This window comes from Candidatus Symbiopectobacterium sp. NZEC151 (assembly GCF_025962655.1).
In the GTDB taxonomy this organism is placed as follows: Bacteria; Pseudomonadota; Gammaproteobacteria; order Enterobacterales; family Enterobacteriaceae; genus Symbiopectobacterium.
The window spans coordinates 511,780-532,481 of the sequence record NZ_JAGFPE010000002.1 but is presented as its reverse complement, the minus strand read 5'-3'; the positions used below and the strand labels follow the sequence as shown (position 1 = coordinate 532,481).

At 57.3% G+C, this 20,702-nt stretch carries 20 protein-coding genes; 13 read left to right on the top strand and 7 right to left on the bottom strand.

The window, feature by feature from the left end; all coding sequences use genetic code 11:
• Positions 1–26: 26 nt before the first annotated feature.
• Entirely contained in the window at positions 27–320 is a 294-nt protein-coding gene (locus J5067_RS10505) for a PTS lactose/cellobiose transporter subunit IIA (protein WP_264644277.1), read from the top strand.
• Positions 321–399: 79 nt separating this feature from the next.
• Here J5067_RS10505 and J5067_RS10500 read toward each other — a convergent pair whose 3' ends face one another.
• Both J5067_RS10500 and J5067_RS10495 read right to left on the bottom strand, forming a co-directional pair.
• The gene (locus J5067_RS10500) at positions 400–945 is read right to left on the bottom strand and encodes an NADPH-dependent FMN reductase (protein ID WP_264651070.1); all 546 of its coding nucleotides are present in this window, start codon (positions 943–945) and stop codon (positions 400–402) included.
• A gap of 9 nt (positions 946–954) precedes the next feature.
• Positions 955–2,346 carry an NAD-dependent succinate-semialdehyde dehydrogenase gene (locus J5067_RS10495; protein ID WP_264651069.1) on the bottom strand — a complete coding sequence of 464 codons (1,392 nt, stop codon included), beginning with the start codon at positions 2,344–2,346 and terminating at the stop codon, positions 955–957.
• Between the two features lie 265 nt (positions 2,347–2,611).
• Between J5067_RS10495 and J5067_RS10490 the strand changes: the two genes are divergently transcribed.
• A complete protein-coding gene (locus tag J5067_RS10490; RefSeq protein ID WP_264644280.1) occupies positions 2,612–3,355 on the top strand; it encodes an IclR family transcriptional regulator in 744 nt (247 codons plus the stop codon).
• A 96-nt stretch (positions 3,356–3,451) separates the two neighbouring features.
• Positions 3,452–4,090 carry a YitT family protein gene (locus J5067_RS10485; RefSeq protein WP_264651068.1) on the top strand — a complete coding sequence of 213 codons (639 nt, stop codon included), beginning with the start codon at positions 3,452–3,454 and terminating at the stop codon, positions 4,088–4,090.
• On the opposite strand, the gene J5067_RS10480 is transcribed toward J5067_RS10485, so the two are convergent.
• Positions 4,072–5,010, bottom strand: a complete 939-nt coding sequence (locus J5067_RS10480) for a LysR family transcriptional regulator (RefSeq protein WP_264651067.1) — start codon at positions 5,008–5,010, stop codon at positions 4,072–4,074. The two genes, J5067_RS10485 and J5067_RS10480, sit on opposite strands and share 19 nt — an antisense overlap.
• 178 nt (positions 5,011–5,188) lie before the next feature.
• Between J5067_RS10480 and J5067_RS10475 the strand changes: the two genes are divergently transcribed.
• Positions 5,189–6,358 (top strand): mandelate racemase/muconate lactonizing enzyme family protein, encoded by a 1,170-nt coding sequence (locus J5067_RS10475; RefSeq protein ID WP_264651066.1) that lies wholly within the window; start codon positions 5,189–5,191, stop codon positions 6,356–6,358.
• 41 nt (positions 6,359–6,399) lie between these two features.
• On the opposite strand, the gene hutG is transcribed toward J5067_RS10475, so the two are convergent.
• Together hutG and hutI are read right to left on the bottom strand one after the other, a co-directional pair.
• Positions 6,400–7,182, bottom strand: coding sequence for an N-formylglutamate deformylase (gene hutG / locus J5067_RS10470; RefSeq protein WP_264651065.1), 783 nt, complete (start codon positions 7,180–7,182; stop codon positions 6,400–6,402).
• Entirely contained in the window at positions 7,169–8,398 is a 1,230-nt protein-coding gene (hutI, locus tag J5067_RS10465; protein WP_264651064.1) for an imidazolonepropionase, read from the bottom strand. Before hutI ends, hutG begins: the two co-directional genes overlap by 14 nt.
• 191 nt (positions 8,399–8,589) lie before the next feature.
• On the opposite strand from hutI, the gene J5067_RS10460 reads away from it, so the two are divergent.
• Together J5067_RS10460 and J5067_RS10455 are read left to right on the top strand one after the other, a co-directional pair.
• On the top strand, positions 8,590–9,951 hold the full coding sequence (locus J5067_RS10460; RefSeq protein WP_264651063.1) for a formimidoylglutamate deiminase: 1,362 nt from the start codon (positions 8,590–8,592) through the stop codon (positions 9,949–9,951).
• On the top strand, positions 9,951–10,529 hold the full coding sequence (locus J5067_RS10455; RefSeq protein WP_264651062.1) for a HutD family protein: 579 nt from the start codon (positions 9,951–9,953) through the stop codon (positions 10,527–10,529). Before J5067_RS10460 ends, J5067_RS10455 begins: the two co-directional genes overlap by 1 nt.
• Before the next feature lie 6 nt (positions 10,530–10,535).
• Here J5067_RS10455 and hutC read toward each other — a convergent pair whose 3' ends face one another.
• Entirely contained in the window at positions 10,536–11,252 is a 717-nt protein-coding gene (gene hutC / locus J5067_RS10450) for a histidine utilization repressor (protein ID WP_264644381.1), read from the bottom strand.
• 403 nt (positions 11,253–11,655) lie between these two features.
• Between hutC and J5067_RS10445 the strand changes: the two genes are divergently transcribed.
• The 7 genes from J5067_RS10445 to J5067_RS10415 all read left to right on the top strand — a co-directional run bounded on the left by J5067_RS10445 (position 11,656) and on the right by J5067_RS10415 (position 20,011).
• Positions 11,656–12,618, top strand: a complete 963-nt coding sequence (locus J5067_RS10445; protein ID WP_264651061.1) for an ABC transporter substrate-binding protein — start codon at positions 11,656–11,658, stop codon at positions 12,616–12,618.
• A gap of 10 nt (positions 12,619–12,628) precedes the next feature.
• Complete coding sequence (locus J5067_RS10440; RefSeq protein WP_229044116.1) at positions 12,629–13,489, top strand: ABC transporter permease; 861 nt, start codon at positions 12,629–12,631, stop codon at positions 13,487–13,489.
• Positions 13,489–14,274 carry an ABC transporter ATP-binding protein gene (locus tag J5067_RS10435; RefSeq protein ID WP_264644289.1) on the top strand — a complete coding sequence of 262 codons (786 nt, stop codon included), beginning with the start codon at positions 13,489–13,491 and terminating at the stop codon, positions 14,272–14,274. The genes J5067_RS10440 and J5067_RS10435 overlap by 1 nt, the downstream gene beginning before the upstream one ends.
• Before the next feature lie 198 nt (positions 14,275–14,472).
• Entirely contained in the window at positions 14,473–16,017 is a 1,545-nt protein-coding gene (gene hutH, locus J5067_RS10430; RefSeq protein ID WP_264651060.1) for a histidine ammonia-lyase, read from the top strand.
• Positions 16,018–16,062: 45 nt separating this feature from the next.
• Complete coding sequence (gene hutU, locus J5067_RS10425; RefSeq protein WP_264651059.1) at positions 16,063–17,751, top strand: urocanate hydratase; 1,689 nt, start codon at positions 16,063–16,065, stop codon at positions 17,749–17,751.
• A gap of 23 nt (positions 17,752–17,774) precedes the next feature.
• Positions 17,775–18,887 (top strand): histidinol-phosphate transaminase, encoded by a 1,113-nt coding sequence (gene hisC / locus J5067_RS10420; RefSeq protein ID WP_264651058.1) that lies wholly within the window; start codon positions 17,775–17,777, stop codon positions 18,885–18,887.
• A gap of 41 nt (positions 18,888–18,928) precedes the next feature.
• The gene (locus tag J5067_RS10415; RefSeq protein ID WP_264651057.1) at positions 18,929–20,011 is read left to right on the top strand and encodes an iron-containing alcohol dehydrogenase family protein; all 1,083 of its coding nucleotides are present in this window, start codon (positions 18,929–18,931) and stop codon (positions 20,009–20,011) included.
• 34 nt (positions 20,012–20,045) lie between these two features.
• Here J5067_RS10415 and J5067_RS10410 read toward each other — a convergent pair whose 3' ends face one another.
• Positions 20,046–20,681, bottom strand: coding sequence for a two component system response regulator (locus J5067_RS10410; protein ID WP_264644294.1), 636 nt, complete (start codon positions 20,679–20,681; stop codon positions 20,046–20,048).
• Between the last annotated feature and the right edge of the window lie 21 nt (positions 20,682–20,702).

The window sequence follows — 20,702 nt, the reverse complement described above, 5'->3', positions numbered from 1 at the left end:
CAATGCCTAATAGGGGTGGTATTACGATGGTTAAAGCAGAAGAAGCGGCAATGGAAATCCTTGTCAATGCGGATGAGTCACGCAGCCTGTGTCTGGAGGCGTTGCAGGCGGCGCGTCACGGTCAGGTTGAACAAGCCACTGCGCTAATGACCCGCGCCGATCGGTTTGCAAGAGTGGCGCATCAGGTTCAGACCCAGTTGGTTGCACGAGAAACCGATGTGCCGATGACATCTATTATGGCGCACGCACAAGACCACTTGATGACGTCATTGTTGGTACGGGAATTGGCGAACGAAATGCTGTATTTATACCAGCGTTAGCAAAGGACAAAACGTGTCGAAGGGTGGGAATAGGCCCGTACCGTCTTTAATCAGGTCGGTACAGGCCGTGATGCGTTGATTAGCGGGTGGACTTGATTGCCGCGACCAACGTGTTCATCTGTTCGCCGATCAGTGCCGCGATTTTTTCATCCTGCAAGTTGCCCTGATCGTCAAAACCGCCTGCGAAAGCGTTAGCGAACACTTCCGGCTTGTTGAGCGGTTGCAGGTTCAGGAACACGGCGCTCTGGCGCAAGTGATACTGCGCACGTGAGGTCCCCATACCGCCACCGGCACCCATCAGCGCCACCGGTTTGCCGCTCAGCGGCTGGCTGTCCGGCAGTCGTGAAAGCCAGTCGAGGATGTTCTTCAATGCCGGTGCCACCGAGTAGTTGTACTCGGTACAGGCAAAGACAAATCCGTCAGCCTGTTGCGCCTGACGCGCGATGCGCTGCACGGCAGCGGGGATCTCGGTCAGATCGGCATTGTAAAACGGCACATCCAGCAGGTCGGCGATCTCAAGGGTGGTATCGGCCGGCAGAGCGGCTTGCGCCGCACGCAACAGCCCTTTATTCGCAGAGGCGCGGCGTAGGCTGCCCGCAATGCCCAATAGTCGTAGGGTGCTCATGGCGTTTCCTTAAAATTCAGCATCAATATCAACAACAGAAATCAGTTTGTGGTTCACAAACTCTTTAATGCCCAGCCCGGTCAGCTCACGTCCATAACCGGAACGGCGGATCCCGCCAAACGGCAGATCGGCCTTCACCCGGGTTGGGTGGTTTACATACACCATCCCGGTGGACAGGCGGGCCGCGACTTCAGCCCCGTGTTTGCCGTTACGGGTGAACACGGAACCCCCAAGACCGAACGGTGAGTCGTTGGCAATACGTACCGCATCATCCTCATCTTTAGCACGGAACAGCATAGAGACTGGGCCAAAAAATTCCATATGGTAGGCGGGATTGTCTGGCGTAATGTCGGTGAGGATAGTCGGTTGTACGAAGGCACCCTGAGTCGGCACTTTCGGGCCCACTTCCAGCGCCGTTGCGCCGTGCGATACCGCCAGTTGGATCTTCTGTCTTACTTCATCAGCGGCCTGTTGGGAAGAGAGCGGGGCCAGCGTGGTGTTTTCATCCAACGGATCGCCGGTGCGTAATGCCGCAACGCCCTGGGTGTAGCGGTCGAGAAACGCGTCATACACCGCATCTTCAATGATCATTCGTTTGGAAGATACGCACACCTGTCCGCCGTTCCAGTGGCGACCAAACACGGCCCACTTGACGGTTTTTTCCAGTTCGGCATCTTTCAACACCACGAAAGCATCGGCACCGCCCAATTCCAGCGTAGATTTTTTCAGCGCCAGTGCGGCCTGTTGGGCTACGGTGGCACCCGCGCCTTCCGAACCGGTCAACGCTACGCCCTGCACGCGCGGATCGTTGAGGATCATTTCGATGTGCTTGCGGGTGGCATACAGATTGGTAAACGCCCCTTTAGGCAAACCGGCATCGTGCATCAGTTTTTCAAACCGGGCGGCACTTTGCGGCACGTTGGAGGCATGTTTCAACAGAATGGTGTTACCGGCAGAAAGCTGCGGTGCGATGATGCGCGCAATCTGATAGTAAGGGAAGTTCCACGGCTCGATAGCCAGCAGCACGCCCAGCGGCTCGTGCACAATCTGCGCGGTGGCTTCTTTCGGGTTGGCGACCGGCAGCGTTTCGGGAGCCAACAGGCCTTCTGCGTGCTTGACGTAGTACTCAAAAATTTGAGCGGATAGCTCCACTTCTGCCCGCGCTTCTGCGACCAGCTTGCCCATTTCCAGCGTCAGCAGGCGTGCCATCTCTTCTTTATGTTGACGCAGCAGCGTGGCGGCCTTTTGTAGAATGGCCCCTCGGGTGGAAAACGGGGTTTCTTTCCATGCCAGGAAAGCGTTGTGTGCTTGACTGATGGCGTCAGTGACTTCTGCGTCAGTGGCGTCGGGGAACGTTTTAATGACTTCACCCGTGTACGGGTTGATAGTGGCATATCCCACGGTAAACCTCCTGAAAACAAATTTTTCAAGATACCCACGATCTCATCGGTTGCTTAGTAGGGTATCAACTGATAATTCACACCGTTTCAGGTTACTCCGCAGATAACATTCGGCTCCTGCCAGCATAGCGATGGCGAGAACGCTGCGAAGCACCTCTGACATCGTGATGGTGAAGCGATGCTATCCCGACGTCATCAAGCTATAATACGCTTAGCTAAAAACAATACAATATTAACCGCATTGCGATACAGTTTTGAGGCAAGTGATGAATAAAACGGCGGGGATACAGGTTATCTCCAGAGCAATCAAAATATTACGCCTGTTGCACGAACGGGGAACCAGCCTGGGCGAACTGGCGCGCTTGACGGATCTTCCTCGCTCAACGGTACAACGTATTGTCGATACGCTGGCGGCGGAACATTTGGTTGAGTGCGGCGAAGGCGGCGTGCGGTTGGGTTGGGGCATTAATGAGCTGGCTAGAAACGCCTATTCTGACGTGGCGGCACAGTTGCGCCACCCGCTCGAGCTGCTGTTTGAGAAGACGCGTGAAACGGTCGATATTTCAACCTTTCATGGTCGGGAAGTGATCTTCCTCGACAGAATTATCAGCGATCAGGCGGTGCGCGTAGTTCCGATACACGATCGTCCCAAACCGGTTTATGCCATGGCGAACGGCAAGGCGATGCTGTCGTTATTAACCGATGCGCAGATTACGGCACTGCTACACGATCAGATGCCTGCGTTAACGCCCCAGACGACGGTTTCGCTGCCAGCGCTGCTGCAACAGATAGCCGAAGTGCGTGCCAACGGCTTTTCTTACGACCGGGAAGAGCATGCGGAAGGCGTCTGTGCCGTTGGGATTGCGTTGCCGGTACCGGGAAGATCGGCGCACGCCTTGTCGGTGGTGCTTCCTTCCTACCGCTTTGCTGCTCGCCTTCCAGCTATCCAGCAGGCGCTGGAAGAGGTGCGACAAATGTGCCTGTGCATCCTTTCCCCGTGCAGCAAATAATGGGTGCATAGATATCAGGTGTTAATGGCATATAATGCATGTATAATCAATATATGTGGAATTATATGCTTTTCTTATGGCTAATGTGAGTCGATCATGAGGTCAGCGGCAGTGCCAACAAAAATCAATCCGCTGGCAACGGCACATACCTTAAAGGATGATATTTACGGATTGGCGCTGGGCGTGATGTTTATCGCCGTCGGCCTGAATCTGCTTAAATTTTCTGGCATGGTGACCGGCGGTATTGCCGGCATCGCGCTGCTTATCTCCTACTATCTACCGCTCTCCATCGGGTTACTGTTCACTCTGGTCAACATCCCGTTTCTGGTGTTTTGCTATTTCAGCATGGGGCGCGCTTTCACGATAAAAACGTTGATTGTCAGCATCACGCTGGGGTTGGCGACGCAGGCGGTACCGATGTTAATCACTATCAGCTACCTGCATCCGCTGTTCTCCGCGTTGGTAGGCGGTACCTTTATCGGCATGGGGATACTTTCCCTCGCGCGCCATAATGCCTCTGTTGGCGGCACCGGTGTGGTGACGCTGTGGATGTATCGTCGCTTTGGCATCAACGCAGGCAAAAGCCAGATGGTGCTGGATGCGCTGGTGTTTCTTCTCTCTCTGATCAAAATGCCGTTGCTGCTGCTTTTGTGGTCCGCGCTCAGCGCGCTGGCAATGAATGCCATGCTGATGAACTGGCACAAACCGGGACGCTATCAGGGCGGTGACGCCTGATGTCCGGCGAGTACGCTCTCCCACAGCGTTTCTGCCCCTGTCGCTAGCCGTGCTGCCGGGCGATAGAGCCGGATATCCAGCGGGATCGTCCATTTCTCTTCGTGGCGGGCAGCCCGACAAATGGCTCCACTTTTCTCACTTTCAGCAGCCAGTGCGTGTGGCAGCCAGGCGACGCCTTCACCGGCTTTCACCAGCGCCAACAGCGTGGCAGCCAAATCGGACGTGAACACCGTCTCCATGGTGCGCGTCAGGCGGTGCAGCGGTGCGGTATTACTGATAATGCGCCCCAATCCAGAATCCGCGCTGTAGGCGAGAAACGGAAACCCTCCCGCGGCATCAACAGTCCACCGGGCATTGCGGGTATCGGCAGTGGGAATGCTATAGGGAATCAGCCGATCCTGACCGAGCGAAATGCTCATAAACTTCTGGCTTGGCAGGTGTAACTGCATATGCGGATGGTGATGGCACAGCAGAAATTGTGCGCCGCCCTGGGTCAGCATGCGTTCGCAGGCGTGCAGGGTGGCGGAAACCAACTGAAATGCGCCATCACGCGAGATATCGCTGTTGCTTCTCAGCCAATCGGGAATAAAGGTGAACGAGAGGGCATGGGTGGCGCACATAATGACCTCGGGCGCGCGCTGTTCTACGCTGTTGCGCGTTTCGCTGCGCAGGGCATAGAGTGCTCGAATCAGATCCGGTGCCTGATGAAAAAAGACCTCCCCCGCCTGAGTCAGCCGCGTGCCGCGCCGGTTGCGTTCAAACAGCGCCACGCCGACCCAGGCTTCCAGTGCCTGAATACGTCGACTGAATGCGGGCTGTGTCACATACCGTGCCGCCGCCGCTTTTGAAAAGTTGAGCGATTCGGCCAGTGCTATCCCGTCTTCCAACCAGGCCAGTTCTAAGTGATGCCGATTTGGCATTACAGCGCTCCTTTTTCGCATTGGTCATCCGCCGAGCAATGCCCCTACTATAGACGCTATAGCGTGCTTTAGGGCATTGCTCTCGCAGAATATGACATTTTTCATGTTAAGAAAACGGCATAACAGTGCGTGTAACAAGGGCTGTTTTTTGCCGCTGGCTTAGCGACCATCAGGAGATTTGGCTATGCGTATTATCGATGTGTGTGAAGTCACCAAACCCATCGCTTCCCCGATCAGAAATGCCTACATCGATTTTTCGCACATGACGACTAGCCTGGTCGCCGTCGTGACTGATGTGGTGCGCGATGGTCGACGGGTTGTCGGGTACGGGTTTAACTCCAACGGGCGCTATGGGCAGGGCGGTTTGATTCGCGAGCGCTTTCGTCCACGTATTCTGGAGGCTGACCCGGAAACGCTGCTTAATGCGCGCGGCGATAATCTCGATCCCGATCGGGTGTGGAACACCATGATGAAAAACGAAAAACCGGGTGGGCACGGTGAGCGCTCGGTGGCGGTAGGAACGCTGGACATGGCGATTTGGGATGCGACCGCCAAAATAGCCGGTATGCCGCTGTTTCATCTGCTGGCGGATAGTAAAGGTGTGCGCGCCAATCCGCGCGTGTTCGTTTACGCCGCGGGCGGTTACTACTATCCCGGCAAAGCGCTGGATGCCTTGAAGCAGGAGATGCGCAGCTACCTGCGTCGTGGTTACACCGTGGTGAAAATGAAGATTGGCGGCGCGTCGATAGAGGAAGACCGTCGGCGTATTGAAGCCGTGCTCGAAGAGATTGGCAGCGAGGCCCAGCTTGCCGTGGATGCCAATGGGCGTTTCGACCTGGAAACCGGCATCGCTTACGCCAAGATGCTGCGTGATTACCCGCTGTTTTGGTATGAAGAGGTGGGCGATCCGTTGGATTATGCCCTTCAGGCGGCGTTGAGTGAGTTCTATCCGGGGCCGATGGCCACGGGAGAAAATCTGTTCTCACATCAGGATGCGCGTAACTTGCTGCGTTATGGCGGTATGCGCCCGGACAGAGATTATCTGCAATTTGATTGCGCCCTGTCTTACGGCTTGTGTGAATACCTGCGCACGCTCGAGGTGCTGGAGCAGTTTGGCTGGTCGTCTGCACGCTGCATTCCACACGGTGGGCATCAAATGTCGCTGAATATTGCCGCCGGGTTGGGGTTGGGCGGCAATGAAAGCTATCCGGATCTGTTCCAGCCTTACGGCGGATTCCCCGATGCCGTTCGGGTGGAGCAAGGGCACATTGTGATGCCGGAGCTGCCGGGCATCGGCTTTGAGGGCAAAAGCGATTTGATTGCCGAAATGCGCGCGCTGGCAGAATAAACGGTATGTTCAGGCTGGCGAGTGGCGCCAGCCTGAAACGGTCAGAAACAGACCAGATAGCTTTCCAGCAGCTTTTTTAACTGAACCTGCAAGGCGGCCGCTTTCTCTGCATGCCAGGCAAAGGGCGCTTGCTCTTCCATGTAGTTACACTGTGCCAGTTCCAACTGCACTGCATGTTGCTGCTGCGCGGGTTGCCCGTAGGCGCGAGTGATGTAGCCGCCCTTGAAACGCCCGTTAATCACCCAACGGTATTGATCCTGCGCGTCACAGCACGCGCGTATTGCGGCTTCCACCGCGCTGGAACAACTTTCGCCACCGTTGGTGCCGATATTCAAATCGGGCAGCTTGCCGTCAAACAGGCGCGGAATGTGTGAGGCGATGGAGTGGGCATCGAACAGCAGTGCATAGCCGTAACGCGCTTTCAGACGAGCGAGTTCTTGCTGGATTTGCTGGTGATAGGGCTGCCAGATATGTTGCAGGTAGCTGTTACGCTGCTCGGGCGTCGGTGTTTTACCCGCGACAAAAGTAGGCGTGCCGTCAAACAAAGTGCTGGGAAACAGTCCGGTGGTGGCGCTGGCGTAAAGCGGCGTATCGTCGGCAGGGCGATTAAGATCGACCACCATGCGCGAATAGTGGCCCACCAATACGCTGGCTCCCATCCCGCGCACAAAATCATACAACTGGGGAATATGCCAATCGGTATCCGGCTGAAGGCGCGCGGCATCACTCAGCCCGTCTTCGACTTCAGGCGTGAGACGGGTTCCCGCGTGGGGAATACTGACCAGCAACGGCAGCGTGCCACTTTGAAAATCAAACGGTTCCATGACGAATACTCCCTCGATAAACGGTGGTACAGGGCAACTGCCCACCCAGCCAATAGGTTAATTCTGCCGGGCGCGCTAGCGGCCAGTGTACAAAATCGGCCACTTTGCCGATTTCCAGCGATCCATGGCTCGCTTGCAGTCCCAGCGCTTTAGCGGCGTGGTAGGTGACCCCCGCCAATGCTTCTTCCGGCGTGAGCTGAAACAGGGTGCACGCCATATTGAGCATCAGACGCAGAGAAAGGGCCGGTGAGGTACCGGGATTGGCATCGCTGGCGATAGCCATGGGCACGCCGTACTGGCGCAGCAGTTCCACCGGCGGTCGCTGCGTTTCGCGCAGCAGGTAAAAAGCACCCGGCAACAGCACGGCAACCGTACCGCTGGCGGCCATGGCCTGAACGTCGGCTTCCGTCAGGTACTCCAGATGATCCGCAGAGAGCGCATGGTAGCGTGCTGCCAAGGCGCTGCCGCCTAATGCGGAAAGCTGCTCTGCATGCAGTTTTACCGGCAGCCCCAACTGGGTGGCGGTGTTAAACAGCGTTTCGACCTGCGCGGGTGAAAATGCCAGATGCTCGCAGAATGCATCCACGGCATCGGCCAACTGCTCGCGCGCGACCTGCGGCAGCAACCGATCGCAAAGTGTGGTGATCCATGCGTCGGCGCGCCCTGTGTATTCCGGTGGGACTGCATGGGCTGCCAGACAGGTAGCCACCACTTGCACGGGCACCTGCGCAGCCAACTGGCGTATGGCGCGTAGCATTTTTATTTCACTGTCGATATCCAACCCATAGCCGGATTTGATTTCGACGGTGGTGACGCCTTCGGCCAACATCAAGGCTAATCGTTGTCGTGCGCTTTCCACCAACTGCTGTTCCGTTGCGGCACGAGTGGCACGCACGGTGGAGAGAATCCCGCCGCCGTTGGCCGCGATGTCGGCATAGCTTACGCCATTGAGACGTTGCTCGAATTCGTCGCTGCGATCGCCACCGAACATCAGGTGAGTATGGCAATCAATAAAGCCCGGCGTAAGGATGCCGCCGTCGAAGTGGGTGGTGCTAGCGGCGTCGTAGGCCGGTAGCTGTGCCCGTGGCCCAGCCCAGGCGATCTTGCCCTCTGCTACTGCCAGCGCGCCATCATGAATGATCTGGTAGCGTCCATCGCGCAGGGTGACGAGATCTGCACCAAGCCATAGGCTGTCGCAGGATAATCGTTGAGTCATGATGTCACTCTTCTTGTATATACAACCAAAGACAAGCTAACCTACCCGCACCGGGACGACAAGGGGCGCAGGATAGCTTTTTCTTATTGTGACCATAATAATTCACTATAGTCGTTGGCCGGTGAGCTGGTGTATGTATAGGTATAGACAACCAGTAATACAACTCAAACCACAACCGTAAAGGATCAACCATGCCGAGTTTCTTCGCTCCGCGCGCCCTGTTGCCGCAGGGATGGGCGCGCGATGTCCGCATTGCCGTTTCCGCCGAGGGCGTGATTACTGACGTCGTGCAAAATGCCACGCCAGAAGAAACGCAGTCTTTGCCGGGCATCGTGCTGCCTGCGATGGCGAACCTGCATTCGCATGCTTTTCAGCGCGCGATGGCAGGGCTGGCAGAGGTGGCGGGCGATCCGCAAGACAGTTTCTGGACCTGGCGCGATCTGATGTACCGGCTGGTGGGCCACCTGACGCCGGAACAGGTCGGTGCTATTGCCAGCCGACTCTATATCGAGATGTTGAAAGGGGGCTATACCCAGGTTGCTGAATTTCACTACCTGCATCACGACCCGGCCGGGCAGCCTTACGCGCAGGATGACATGCTGCTGCAACTGATGACGGCGGCAGAGCGCGCGGGCATCGGCCAAACTCTGTTGCCAGTGCTCTACAGCTACGCCGGTTTTGGTGCCCAGCCTGCGCTGCCGGGGCAACGGCGTTTCATCCAGCATACCGAGCACTATTTAGCCCAGCAGCAGCGATTGGCAACGCTGTTACGGGATAAGCCGTTGCACACGGCAGGGATTTGTTTTCACTCGCTGCGTGCCGTCAGTGAAAGCCAAATCAACGACGTGCTGGCAGCCATGCCCGCGACGTTGCCGGTGCACATTCACATTGCCGAGCAGATGAAAGAGGTAGAAGACTGTGTGGCGTGGAGCGGCGAACGGCCCGTGAACTGGCTGTACGATCGCTTCGCAGTGGATGAGCGCTGGACGTTAATTCATGCCACTCATCTGGATGAACGCGAGCTACAGCGCGTAGCGGCCAGCGGAGCCATTGTGGGCCTGTGCCCGACCACAGAGGCCAACCTTGGCGATGGCATCTTTGCGCTGGACCGGTATGTCGCACTGGGCGGTCGCTGGGGTATCGGTTCAGACAGCCATGTCTCATTGAACCTGCTGGAAGAGCTGCGCTGGTTGGAATATGCGCAACGCTTGCGTGACAGACGGCGTAACCGGGTGGTGACGCCTGACCAGCCTGCGGTCGGAGAAGTGCTTTATCGGCAGGCGCTGGCGGGCGGCGCGGCAGCCTGTGGGGTTGCCATCGGCGCGCTGGCTCCGGGTTATCGCGCCGATTGGCTGGTGCTGGAGGATAATGCCTGGTTGCACGGTCTACCGGACCGCACGCTGCTCAATCGCTGGCTGTTTGCCGGTGAGCGCCAGCAGATTCGCGATGTGTGGGTTGCTGGAAAACAGGTAATCGATCAGGGGCGTCATGCGTTGGATGATGAATCTGACCGCCAGTTCGCCATGGTCATGGATGCGTTGGGGAGCCTCTGATGCGATTTTTTGATGTGAACACCTTGCCAGTCAGCCGTTGGCGCAATGGCGGCGGAGAAACGCGGGAAATTATCAGCGTGCCAGCGGTGGAGGGGGACGGATTTGCCTGGCGCGCCAGTATTGCCACTATTGCGCAGGCCGGTGACTTTTCTGCCTTTCCGGGCGTTGATCGCATTATTACCTTGCTGGAAGGCTCCGGTGTTTCGCTGCGCTTTCCGGCTTTTTCGCACCGTTTGCGGCGCGGCGAGCCGCTGTTTTTTGCCGGTGAAACGCCACTTTCCGCCACGCCGATCGTTGCGCAAGACGGGGATGCTGCCAACCGGGATTTTAATATCATGACCCGGCGCGACAGCCATTATGCCACCGTGATGGCGGTGCGTGACGCGATGTCACTGGGCGCGCAGGAAGCCGGCGTGCTCTATGTGATGGACGGCCGCTGGCGCATTGGTGAGGAAACCTGTCAGGCGGGACAAGGCGTGTGGTGGACAAGCCAACAGCCTCAACGCGATCTCACGCCACTGACTGAGGATGCCTGGTTGCTCTACACCGCAGTATTTCGCCGCGAGAGCAACCCCTGACAGCCATCAGCCGTGGGTCTTGAAACGGCCCAGCAGGCGATAGCGTGAACCGGGATAGATAAGGCGAGCGACGGTAACAATACGTGCGTCGTGCCAGGTACGGCGGCGGATCATCAGGCACGGCTCTTGCGGATCTAACGCCAACACCTGGCGCTGGTGGTCGTCAGGAATAAAAGCTTCCACGATGTGTTCACCGGCGGTGAGCGGTGCCACCTGACTGAGATAGGTGTAGGGGGTGCGGGTGGTGAAATCCTGTTGCAGATAGTCCGGCGCTTCCACTGGATTGACGTAGCGATCTTCCAGTTGGACCGGAAGATCGTTTTCGTAATGGACGATCTGTGAATGGAACAGCGTTTGCCCCGGCGAGATATCAAACTGTTCTGCCAGCTCACTTTCCGCTTTCAGGCTTTGCAGCGCCAATACGCGGCTGCTGTGGCGATGCCCACGTTCGGCAATCTCTTCGGCGATATTGCGCACTTCCAGCATGGCCGCGTAGGCCTTGATCTCCGCGACAAAGGTACCGACCCCTTGCATGCGCAGCAAAAAGCCTTCACTGGTCAGCTCGCGCAGCGCGCGGTTAATCGTCATACGGCTAACGCCGAGCTCGTTGACCAACTCGCTCTCTGACGGAATACGCTGGTGCGGCTGCCAGGCACCGGTGCGAATCTGGCTGATAATCGCCTGCTTGACCCGTTGATAGATGGGGGCAGGTATATCGCTCATGGCGCCTGCAAGTTGCGATGCGCGCTGCTGTGTCACCACCGTGTTCTCCTTGACCCTACGCTTTTGTGCAGTGTAGCGAATTTTATGCGCGTATGTATATGTATAGACAATAGTGCAAGGACAGTGCTGTGCTGCTGATGACCGGTTGTGCAGGGCGGCAAGCGTGTTTCTGCGAGCTGCCTCGTTAATGGCGAATCATCATGGTGCGCCAAAGGGGAGCAATGCACTATTCTGGAACCTGCTTTCCTGCATGAAACTTTCACACTATTCCCGCTAATAAAGGGCTAAACGCCGCTTCTGTGGCATTGGCACATTGCTTGCTAGGTTGTCTATACAAGTTTGGACAATAACGTTGGCACAGTTTGCCGCATGGGTAATGACTTCTCTCACAGGAGCGGAACGAATGAACAAAGCACGAGGTAACATGGGCTGGAAAGCGACCCTGATGGCGCTTTGCATGGTATCGGCAGGCGTGGCGCAGGCGGCAGATACGCCGGTGGCGATCGGTATTTCTGGCTGGACCGGTTTTGCGCCGCTGACGCTGGCCGATAAAGCCGGCATCTTCAAGAAGCACGGACTGGATGTGTCGATCAAAATGATCCCACAAAAAGATCGCCATCTGGCTGTGGCCTCCGGTGCGATTCAATGTGCCGCCACCACGGTGGAAACCTATGTCGCCTGGAACGCCAACGGCGTGCCGATCAAACAGATTGTGCAGTTGGATAAATCCTACGGCGCTGACGGTTTGGCGGTGCGTGGCCCAATCAGTGATATCAAATCGTTGAAAGGGAAAACCGTGGGCGTCGATGCACCGGGCACTTCACCGTACTTTGCGCTGGCGTGGATCCTGGATAAAAACGGCATGACGCTGAAAGACGTGAAGACGGCAACGCTCTCGCCACAGGCTGCCGCACAGGCGCTGCTCGCCGGGCAAAACGATGCTGCCATGACCTATGAACCCTATCTCTCCTCGGTGCGCGACAAGCCTGAAAGCGGCAAGATCATCGCCACCACGCTCGATTACCCGATGGTGATGGATACGCTCGGCTGTACGCCGGATTTCCTCGCGAAAAATCCGCAGGCTGCCAAAGCATTGGTGGAAAGCTATTTCGATGCGCTGGAAATGATCAAGGCCGAGCCGGAAAAATCTTACGAAATCATGGGCGCAGCAGTGAAATCCAGCGGAGCGGATTTTGCTAAATCAGCCAACTATCTGCGCTGGCAGGACCGGGAACAGAACCGCAAATTCTTTAGCGGCGAGATTGAAACCTTCAGCAACGAAGCGGCCAAACTGCTGCTGGAAATGGGCGTGATTCGCAAGATCCCTGATATCAGCACCCTGTATGACGCCAGCTACGTGAAATAAGGATATTGGCATGATGAGTGATTCTCGCGCGACTGACAAACTGCCCTTGCCGCCTGCGGCGTTACCTGACGCCGCACCGCGCTGGCACAATCCGTTGATGGTGCCGCTGCGGCCGGTTGCCGTGCGGTTGCGCGTGGCGCTTGGGGTGGCCTTTTTTGTCCTGTTTTTTGCCCTGTGGGGAATGGTGACGTTCAGCGGTTCGGTGTCACCCACCTTTCTAGCCGATCCGCTGACCATGCTGCGTGAAGGGGCGATCCTCTTCACCCAGTATAACTTCTCTGAAGATATCGCCATGACGGTGATGCGCGTGTTGGCAGGGTTCCTGCTGGCCGCGATCATCGGTGTCCCGCTCGGTATTCTGATGGGCGCGTACAAGCTGTGCGAGGCATTTTTCGAACCCTTTGTGTCGTTTTGCCGCTATTTACCAGCATCTGCGTTTATCCCTCTGCTGATCCTGTGGGCAGGCATCGGTGAGATGCAGAAGATTCTGGTGATCTTTATTGGCTCCTTCTTTCAAATCGTGTTGATGGTGGCGGTAGCCGTCGGGGCTGCACGTCGCGATCTGGTGGAAGCGGCCTACACGCTGGGATGCAGCAATGGCAGCGTGGTGCGACGCGTGCTGATCCCCGGTGCGGCACCGGAAATTGCCGAGCTGCTGCGGCTGGTGCTCGGGTGGGCGTGGACTTACGTGATTGTTGCTGAGCTGATTGGCTCATCGAGCGGTATCGGCCACATGATTGTGGACAGTCAGGCACTGCTGAATACCGGACAGATCATCTTTGGCATTATCGTCATCGGGGTGATTGGCCTGCTGTCGGATTTTCTGTTCAAGGCGATGAACCGACGCCTGTTTTCCTGGAGCTTATTGTAATGTCCTACAGCAAAGTAGCGGTACGTCAGGTCGAGCGCATCTTTACCGGCCCGCGCGGCGAACAGACTCAAGCGCTGTTGCCCGTCGATTATCAGGTACAGGAAAACGACTTCATCACCATTCTCGGGCCGTCCGGATGCGGTAAATCCACCCTGTTGCGCATCATCGCCGGGTTGGATTCGCCGACCAGCGGCGAAGTGTGGCTCGATGGCGCGCTGGTGGAAGGGCCGGGCGCGGATCGCGGAATGGTGTTTCAAAGCTATACGCTGTTTCCCTGGCTGACGGTGGCGCAAAACATCTGCTTTGGTTTGCAGGAGCGCGGCATCAGCAAGGCGCAGCAGCAGGAGCGTTGTGACTACTACATTCATCAGGTTGGCCTGAAAGGCTTTGAGCATCACTATCCGCGCCAGCTTTCTGGCGGCATGCAGCAACGCACTGCGATTGCGCGTGCACTGGCAAACGATCCCAAAGTGCTGTTGATGGATGAACCTTTTGGCGCGCTGGATAACCAAACGCGCGTCATGATGCAGGAACTTTTACTTTCGGTGTGGGAAGCGTCACGAAAGACGGTGATGTTTGTCACGCACGATATTGATGAAGCTATCTTTATGGGTAACCGAGTAGCGATTTTTAGTGCTCGCCCGGGACGCATCAAAACCGAAGTGGCGGTTGCCTTTGACGGGCATCGTGATTACACCCTGAAAACCTCGCCGGAATTTATGGCGCTCAAAGCGCGGGTGACCGAAGAGATACGTGCCGAAACGCTCCAGGCGCTGGCGCATTAGTTTGCTGTGAAGAAACAGGACGGTAAAGCCTTTTTCGCTATGTCCGTGTTTCCCGGTGAATCACGACGAGGGGCACTCCGGCGGCTAACGCCGCTACGACCCCATCGCCGCACTTCACCTAATAACTGACTTTGTCATCAGTCTGAAACGCCCATGGCGTTTTTACTTCAGCTTAACTTGTCTATACAGGAATAGATTATGACAACAACACCCCTGTCGATTTGCCTCACTCCCGGCGCGGTCGATCTGGCGACGCTGCGGGCGATTTATCACGGTGGCGTCACGCTGACGCTCGCCGAAGAGGCCTGGGCTGATGTGGATGCCGCGTGCCAGCAGGTGGCGGATATCGTGCGGCAGAATCGGGTGGTCTATGGCATCAATACCGGGTTTGGCAAGCTGGTAAGCACCTCCATTCCGGCCGACCGTCTGGCGGAGTTGCAACGCAACCTGGTGCTGTCGCACAGCGTCGGCGTGGGTGAACTGCTGCCTGATAACGTGCTGCGTCTGGTGATGGCAACCAAAGTGGTCAGTCTGGCGCGGGGCCATTCCGGCGTGCGCCGTCAGGTGATAGAAACCTTGCTGACGTTGTTTAATGCGGGCGTGATGCCGTGCGTGCCGGAAAAAGGCTCGGTAGGGGCCTCGGGTGATTTGGCTCCGTTGGCCCATATGTCGCTGATGCTGCTGGGAGAAGGGCAGGTCAAAATCAATGGTGCACTGCTACCGGCACGAGAAGGGCTGGCGCTGGCTGGCGTCGAGCCGCTGGTGCTGGGGCCGAAAGAAGGGTTGGCGCTGCTCAACGGGACGCAAGTTTCCACCTCGCTTGCTCTGCGCGGCCTGTTTGGCGCAGAGCAGGTGCTTGGGGCCGGTCTGGTTGCCGGTGCACTGTCGCTGGAGGCTATTCGCGGTTCGGCCAAACCATTTGATTCGCGTATCCATAAAGCGCGCGGCCAGCTGGGTCAGATTGCGGTGGCAGCGGCGATGGATACGCTGCTCAAAGGCAGCGGCATCATGGATTCGCATATTCACTGTGGCCGGGTGCAGGATCCCTATTCCATTCGTTGTATTCCGCAAGTGATGGGGGCCTGTCTGGATAACCTGACGCATGCGGCGCGCATTCTGCAAATTGAAGCCAACGCGGCGTCTGACAACCCGCTGGTGTTTACCGACAACGGTGATGTGATTTCTGGCGGTAACTTCCATGCCGAACCGGTGGCATTCGCCGCTGACATTATTGCTCTTGCCGTCGCGGAAATTGGCGCGATTTCTGAACGCCGTTTGGCGCTGTTGCTGGATACTGGACTGTCGGCACTGCCGCCCTTCCTGGTGGCTGAAGGCGGCGTGAACTCTGGCTTTATGATAGCCCAAGTGACTGCCGCCGCCTTGGCATCGGAAAACAAATCTCTGGCACACCCCGGCAGCGTTGACAGCCTGCCGACCTCCGCCAATCAGGAAGATCACGTTTCGATGGCTACTTATGCGGCTCGTCGTTTAGGTGCGATGTGTGACAACACGGCGGCCGTGGTGGGTATTGAGGCTATGGCGGCCGCGCAGGGTATCGAATTCCACCGCCCGTTACGCAGTTCCACCTTGCTGGAACAAGAGTTGGCGCGCATTCGTCAGGCGGTGCCTTTCCTCGATAAAGACCGCTATCTGGCACCGGATATCGCCGCCATGTGTCGCTGGGCAAGCCAGGCCGAGTGGCCGGAACAGGTGGCTGCATTGCTGCCTTCTCGCGCCCAGTGAGCTGACAGGCTACGGACATTAACCGAATATCAAAGGAACAGCATTATGACCTCATCTGTAGAACAGACGGGTGCGCGTGAAGTGAGAGCACCCCGCGGCAGTGAACTGCATTGTGAAAACTGGCTGATCGAAGCGGCGTACCGCATGATCCAGAATAACCTGGATCCGGACGTGGCCGAGCGGCCCGAAGATCTGGTGGTGTACGGTGGGATTGGCAAGGCAGCGCGTAACTGGGCCTGTTTTGACGCGATTTTAGCCTCTCTGCGCGCCCTCAAAGGGGATGAAACCCTGTTGGTGCAGTCCGGCAAACCGGTGGGGGTGTTCCGTACCCATGAAAACGCGCCGCGCGTGCTGATCGCCAACTCGAATCTGGTGCCGCACTGGGCCAACTGGGATCACTTCAATAAGCTGGACCGTGACGGATTGATGATGTACGGCCAGATGACAGCGGGTTCATGGATCTACATCGGTGCGCAGGGCATTGTGCAGGGAACCTACGAAACCTTTGCCGAAGCAGGACAGCAGCACTACAACGGCGATTTGCGCGGGCGGTGGATCCTGACTGCCGGCTTGGGCGGCATGGGCGGTGCGCAGCCGCTGGCGGGGGTGCTGGCCGGTGCCAGCGTGCTGGCGATCGAGTGCCAGGAGTCTCGTATTGATTTTCGCCTGCGCACACGTTATCTCGATTACAAAGCTACCGATCTGGATGAGGCGCTGGCGATGATCGATGAAGCGTGCAAAGCGGGACGCGCCATTTCTGTGGGCCTGCTGGGTAACGCGGCGAACGTGGTGCCGGAGCTGGTGAAACGCGCCAAGGCCGGTGGTATGCGTCCGGATATCGTGACCGATCAAACCTCGGCGCACGATCCGATTAACGGCTATCTGCCGCAAGGGTGGGACGTGGCGCACTGGACAGAGATGCGCACCCGCGATCCGAAGGCGGTAGAAAAGGCAGCCAAAGCCTCAATGGCGGTGCATGTGCAGGCGATGCTGGAATTCCACCATATGGGCATCCCGACGGTGGATTACGGTAACAATATCCGCCAGATGGCGCTGGAACAGGGCGTGGCTAACGCGTTCGATTTCCCCGGTTTTGTACCTGCCTATATTCGCCCGTTGTTCTGCCAGGGCAAAGGCCCGTTCCGTTGGGTGGCGCTGTCTGGCGACCCGGAGGATATCGCGCGTACCGATGCCAAGCTTAAAGCACTGTTTCCCGAGAATACGTCGTTACACCGCTGGCTCGACATGGCGCAAGAGCGCATCGCCTTCCAGGGATTACCGGCGCGCATTTGCTGGCTGGGATTGGGCGAGCGCCATCTGGCCGGGCTGGCTTTCAATGAAATGGTGCGCAATGGTGAGTTGAAAGCGCCGATTGTGATTGGCCGCGATCATCTGGATTGCGGATCGGTTGCCTCACCCAATCGGGAAACCGAAGCGATGCGTGATGGCTCGGATGCGGTATCCGACTGGCCGCTGCTCAATGCGTTGTTAAACACGGCGGGTGGCGCAACCTGGGTCAGCCTGCATCACGGCGGTGGCGTTGGCATGGGCTTCTCACAGCATGCGGGCACGGTGATCGTGTGTGACGGTAGCGAACAGGCCGATGAGCGTCTGGCGCGCGTGCTGTGGAACGATCCGGCTACGGGCGTGATGCGCCACGCGGATGCGGGCTATGAGAGTGCTATCGCGTGTGCTGCACAGCATGGGTTGAACTTGCCGATGGTGAAGGGTTAACCGAGCGCGCCGCTGAGGTCATCATGAAACAAACGATTGAACGACTGGCGCGGCGCGAAGCCCGCCAACTGGGGCGCTATAACGCCGGATTGTCTGACGATGCGGTGCGCCAGCGTTTTGCTGTGACGGATATTGCCCGCCTTGCCAGCAATGAAAATCCGCTCGGCATGAGTCCGTTAGCCGACGCGGCGCTGCGGGCAGAGGTGACGCGCACCGCCTGTTATCCCGATCCGGCCAGTCTCCAATTGCGTGCGGTGATTGCCGCGCGCACCGGCGTGACGTCGGAGCAGGTGGTGATGGGCAACGGCTCGGAAAACCTGCTGGAAATGCTGTGTCTGGCTTTTCTCAATCCGGGCGATCGGGTTGTCACGCTGGTGCCCTCTTTTGGCCTGCATCACCTGTATCCCAAAATGTTAGGGGCAGAGGTGACGCTGGTAACGGTGAATGCGCAAATGGAATACGACCTGGATGCCTGGGCGCAGGCGCTGTCACAACCGGCCAAAATGGTGGTGTTCAGTAATCCCTCCAACCCCGTGGGCTGCATGTTGGGGCGTGAAGGGTTTGAACGCCTGATTGCCATGACGCCGCCGGACTGCGTGTTGGTGATCGACGAGGCTTACTACGAGTATTGCGCTGCACACCCTGATTATCCCGATAGCCTCTCCGTACTACGTCAGCAGACGCGACCGTGGATTGTGTTGCGCACCTTTTCCAAGGCATACGGTCTGGCTGGCCTGCGCGTGGGGTATGGTTTGGCGTGTCACGCTGAGATGGTAGAACTGCTCGATCGCGTGCGCACGCCGTTCAATATCAATCGTATGGCGCAGGCTGCGGCGCAGGCGGCACTGCTGGATGTGGCGCATGTGGCTCGCAGCGTCACGCATGTCACGCAGCAGCGCGCCTGGCTCCGAGAGCAACTGCACGCCCTGGGATGGTGTGTGGCGCCGTCGCAGGCCAATTTCCTGTTTGTGAATGTCGGGCAGGATAGCGCTGCACTGGCTGAGCGTTTACTGCATTTCGGGGTGATTGTGAAGCCCTGGCTGGAAGCCGGATACACCCAATGGATCCGGATCTCGGTGGGATCAGAGGCCGCCAACCAACAGTGTATCGCGGCGTTGCGCCAGTGTGCGCAGTAATCCCTGCGTCGGCCAATTGACAGAATATTCATGGAGATAACATGCAACAGGTCTACTTTCCCGCGCGCGTGGTACGCGGCGCGGGCGCGATTAACCAGTTGGGCATCCTAGCCGCTGCGCTGGGTAAACGTGCTGTGGTTTTGGGTGGCAAGACTGCGCTGGAGGGGACATCAGCCCTGATTGATGCACAACTGGCGGCTGTCGGGGTGGTCAAATGCGCTGATGTCTGGTACGGCGGCGAGTGCAGCGAAACACAGATTTTACGTCTGGCACAAGCAGTACGAACCCATGCTGCCGATGTGATTATCGTCGTGGGCGGCGGGAAGGCATTGGATACCGGCAAAGCCGTCGGGCTGGAAACTTCCCGCCCGGTTATCACCCTGCCGACGATTGCAGCGACCTGTGCCGCGGTGACGCCGCTGACCATTCGCTATCATGATGACGGTCACTTTCGCGATCTGTACCCTCTGCCGGTGGCACCCGCCGCGGTGATTATTGATTCCGATATTCTTGCCACAGCGCCGCTGCGCTGGCTGGCGGCGGGGCTGGGCGATACGCTGGCAAAATGGTATGAACTGCGTGCCATTAGCGGTGATAGAGATGTCACTGGTTTTGGTGCGTCCTCCATGGCAAACAGCCAGCTCTGTTATCAACAGATTGCCCGGTTTGGTGCCGCCGCCTGTGATGCAGTGCGGCAACGGCAGGCAACACCGGCGTTGGATCAGGTGCTTGATGCCGTCTTCTTGTTTGCCGGGTTGACCTCGTTGATGAGCAATGGCGCTCATGCGGCGGCAGCCCATGCGCTCTACGAGGGCTTTACCGTGTGCGATAAAACGCGTGCTTACGGCCATGGTCTGTTGGTGGGATTTGGCAATCTTTGTTTGCTGGCTCTGGAAGGGCGTAGCGATGAGGAATTGCTTGAGGCCATTGCGTTGGCGAAGGCGTGTGCCATTCCGACATCACTGGCAGCGATTGCACCAACCCTAACCCCTGAGGAAAACGCAGCCATCGTCAACGCGGCCGTGACGGCACCGGATATGGGCAATATGCCCCATGTCGTTACCTGTGAGACGCTACGCGAGGCTATTCATCGCGTAGAACGTCTGGTTATTAGCGCCTGTTAACAGGCGCGATAAAGCATGACCTGGTATAAAAAACTCAATCAGTTAGCCCTAAGCGCCTCGAGCAATTAAGCAACTCTGTCACTTTATGTACATTGAGCTTTTTCATAATGTTCAGTCGATGGGTTTCGACCGTTTTAACGCTGATGCACAGTTGTTCGCCGATAAGGCGGTTGGTGTAGCTGTTGGCAATAAGTCTCAGAATTTGCCGTTCACGCGGTGTCAGCAACTCCGGGCTGTCCCCTTCGGTGTTCAGGGCGGAGTTGATGGCATCTCGGTTGAGTGCCGGGTCGATATACCGTTTTCTGACGGCCATGGTCTGGATTGCCGCCAATAATGTCTTTTGGCTACTGTTTTTCAATACGTATCCCATGGCACCTGCCGACAGGGTGCGTATTGCCATAAACTCCTCGTTGTGTGCGGTGTAGGCGAGGATCGCCATTTTAGACCAGCGCGAACAGAGCTGCGGGATAAGATCCAGCCCATTGATACCCGGTAATCCCAGATCGAGGATCACAATATCAGGTTCGTGCAGGCGGCAGGCGTTATAGACCTCAAGGCCATTTTCAGTGTGCGCAATAATACGAAAGCGCGGATAGGGCACCAGCAAATTGATAATGCCGTTTATGATCAACTCGTGATCGTCCACCAGCAAAATTTTATGATCGTTCATTTTCCATTCCTCTCAACAAAA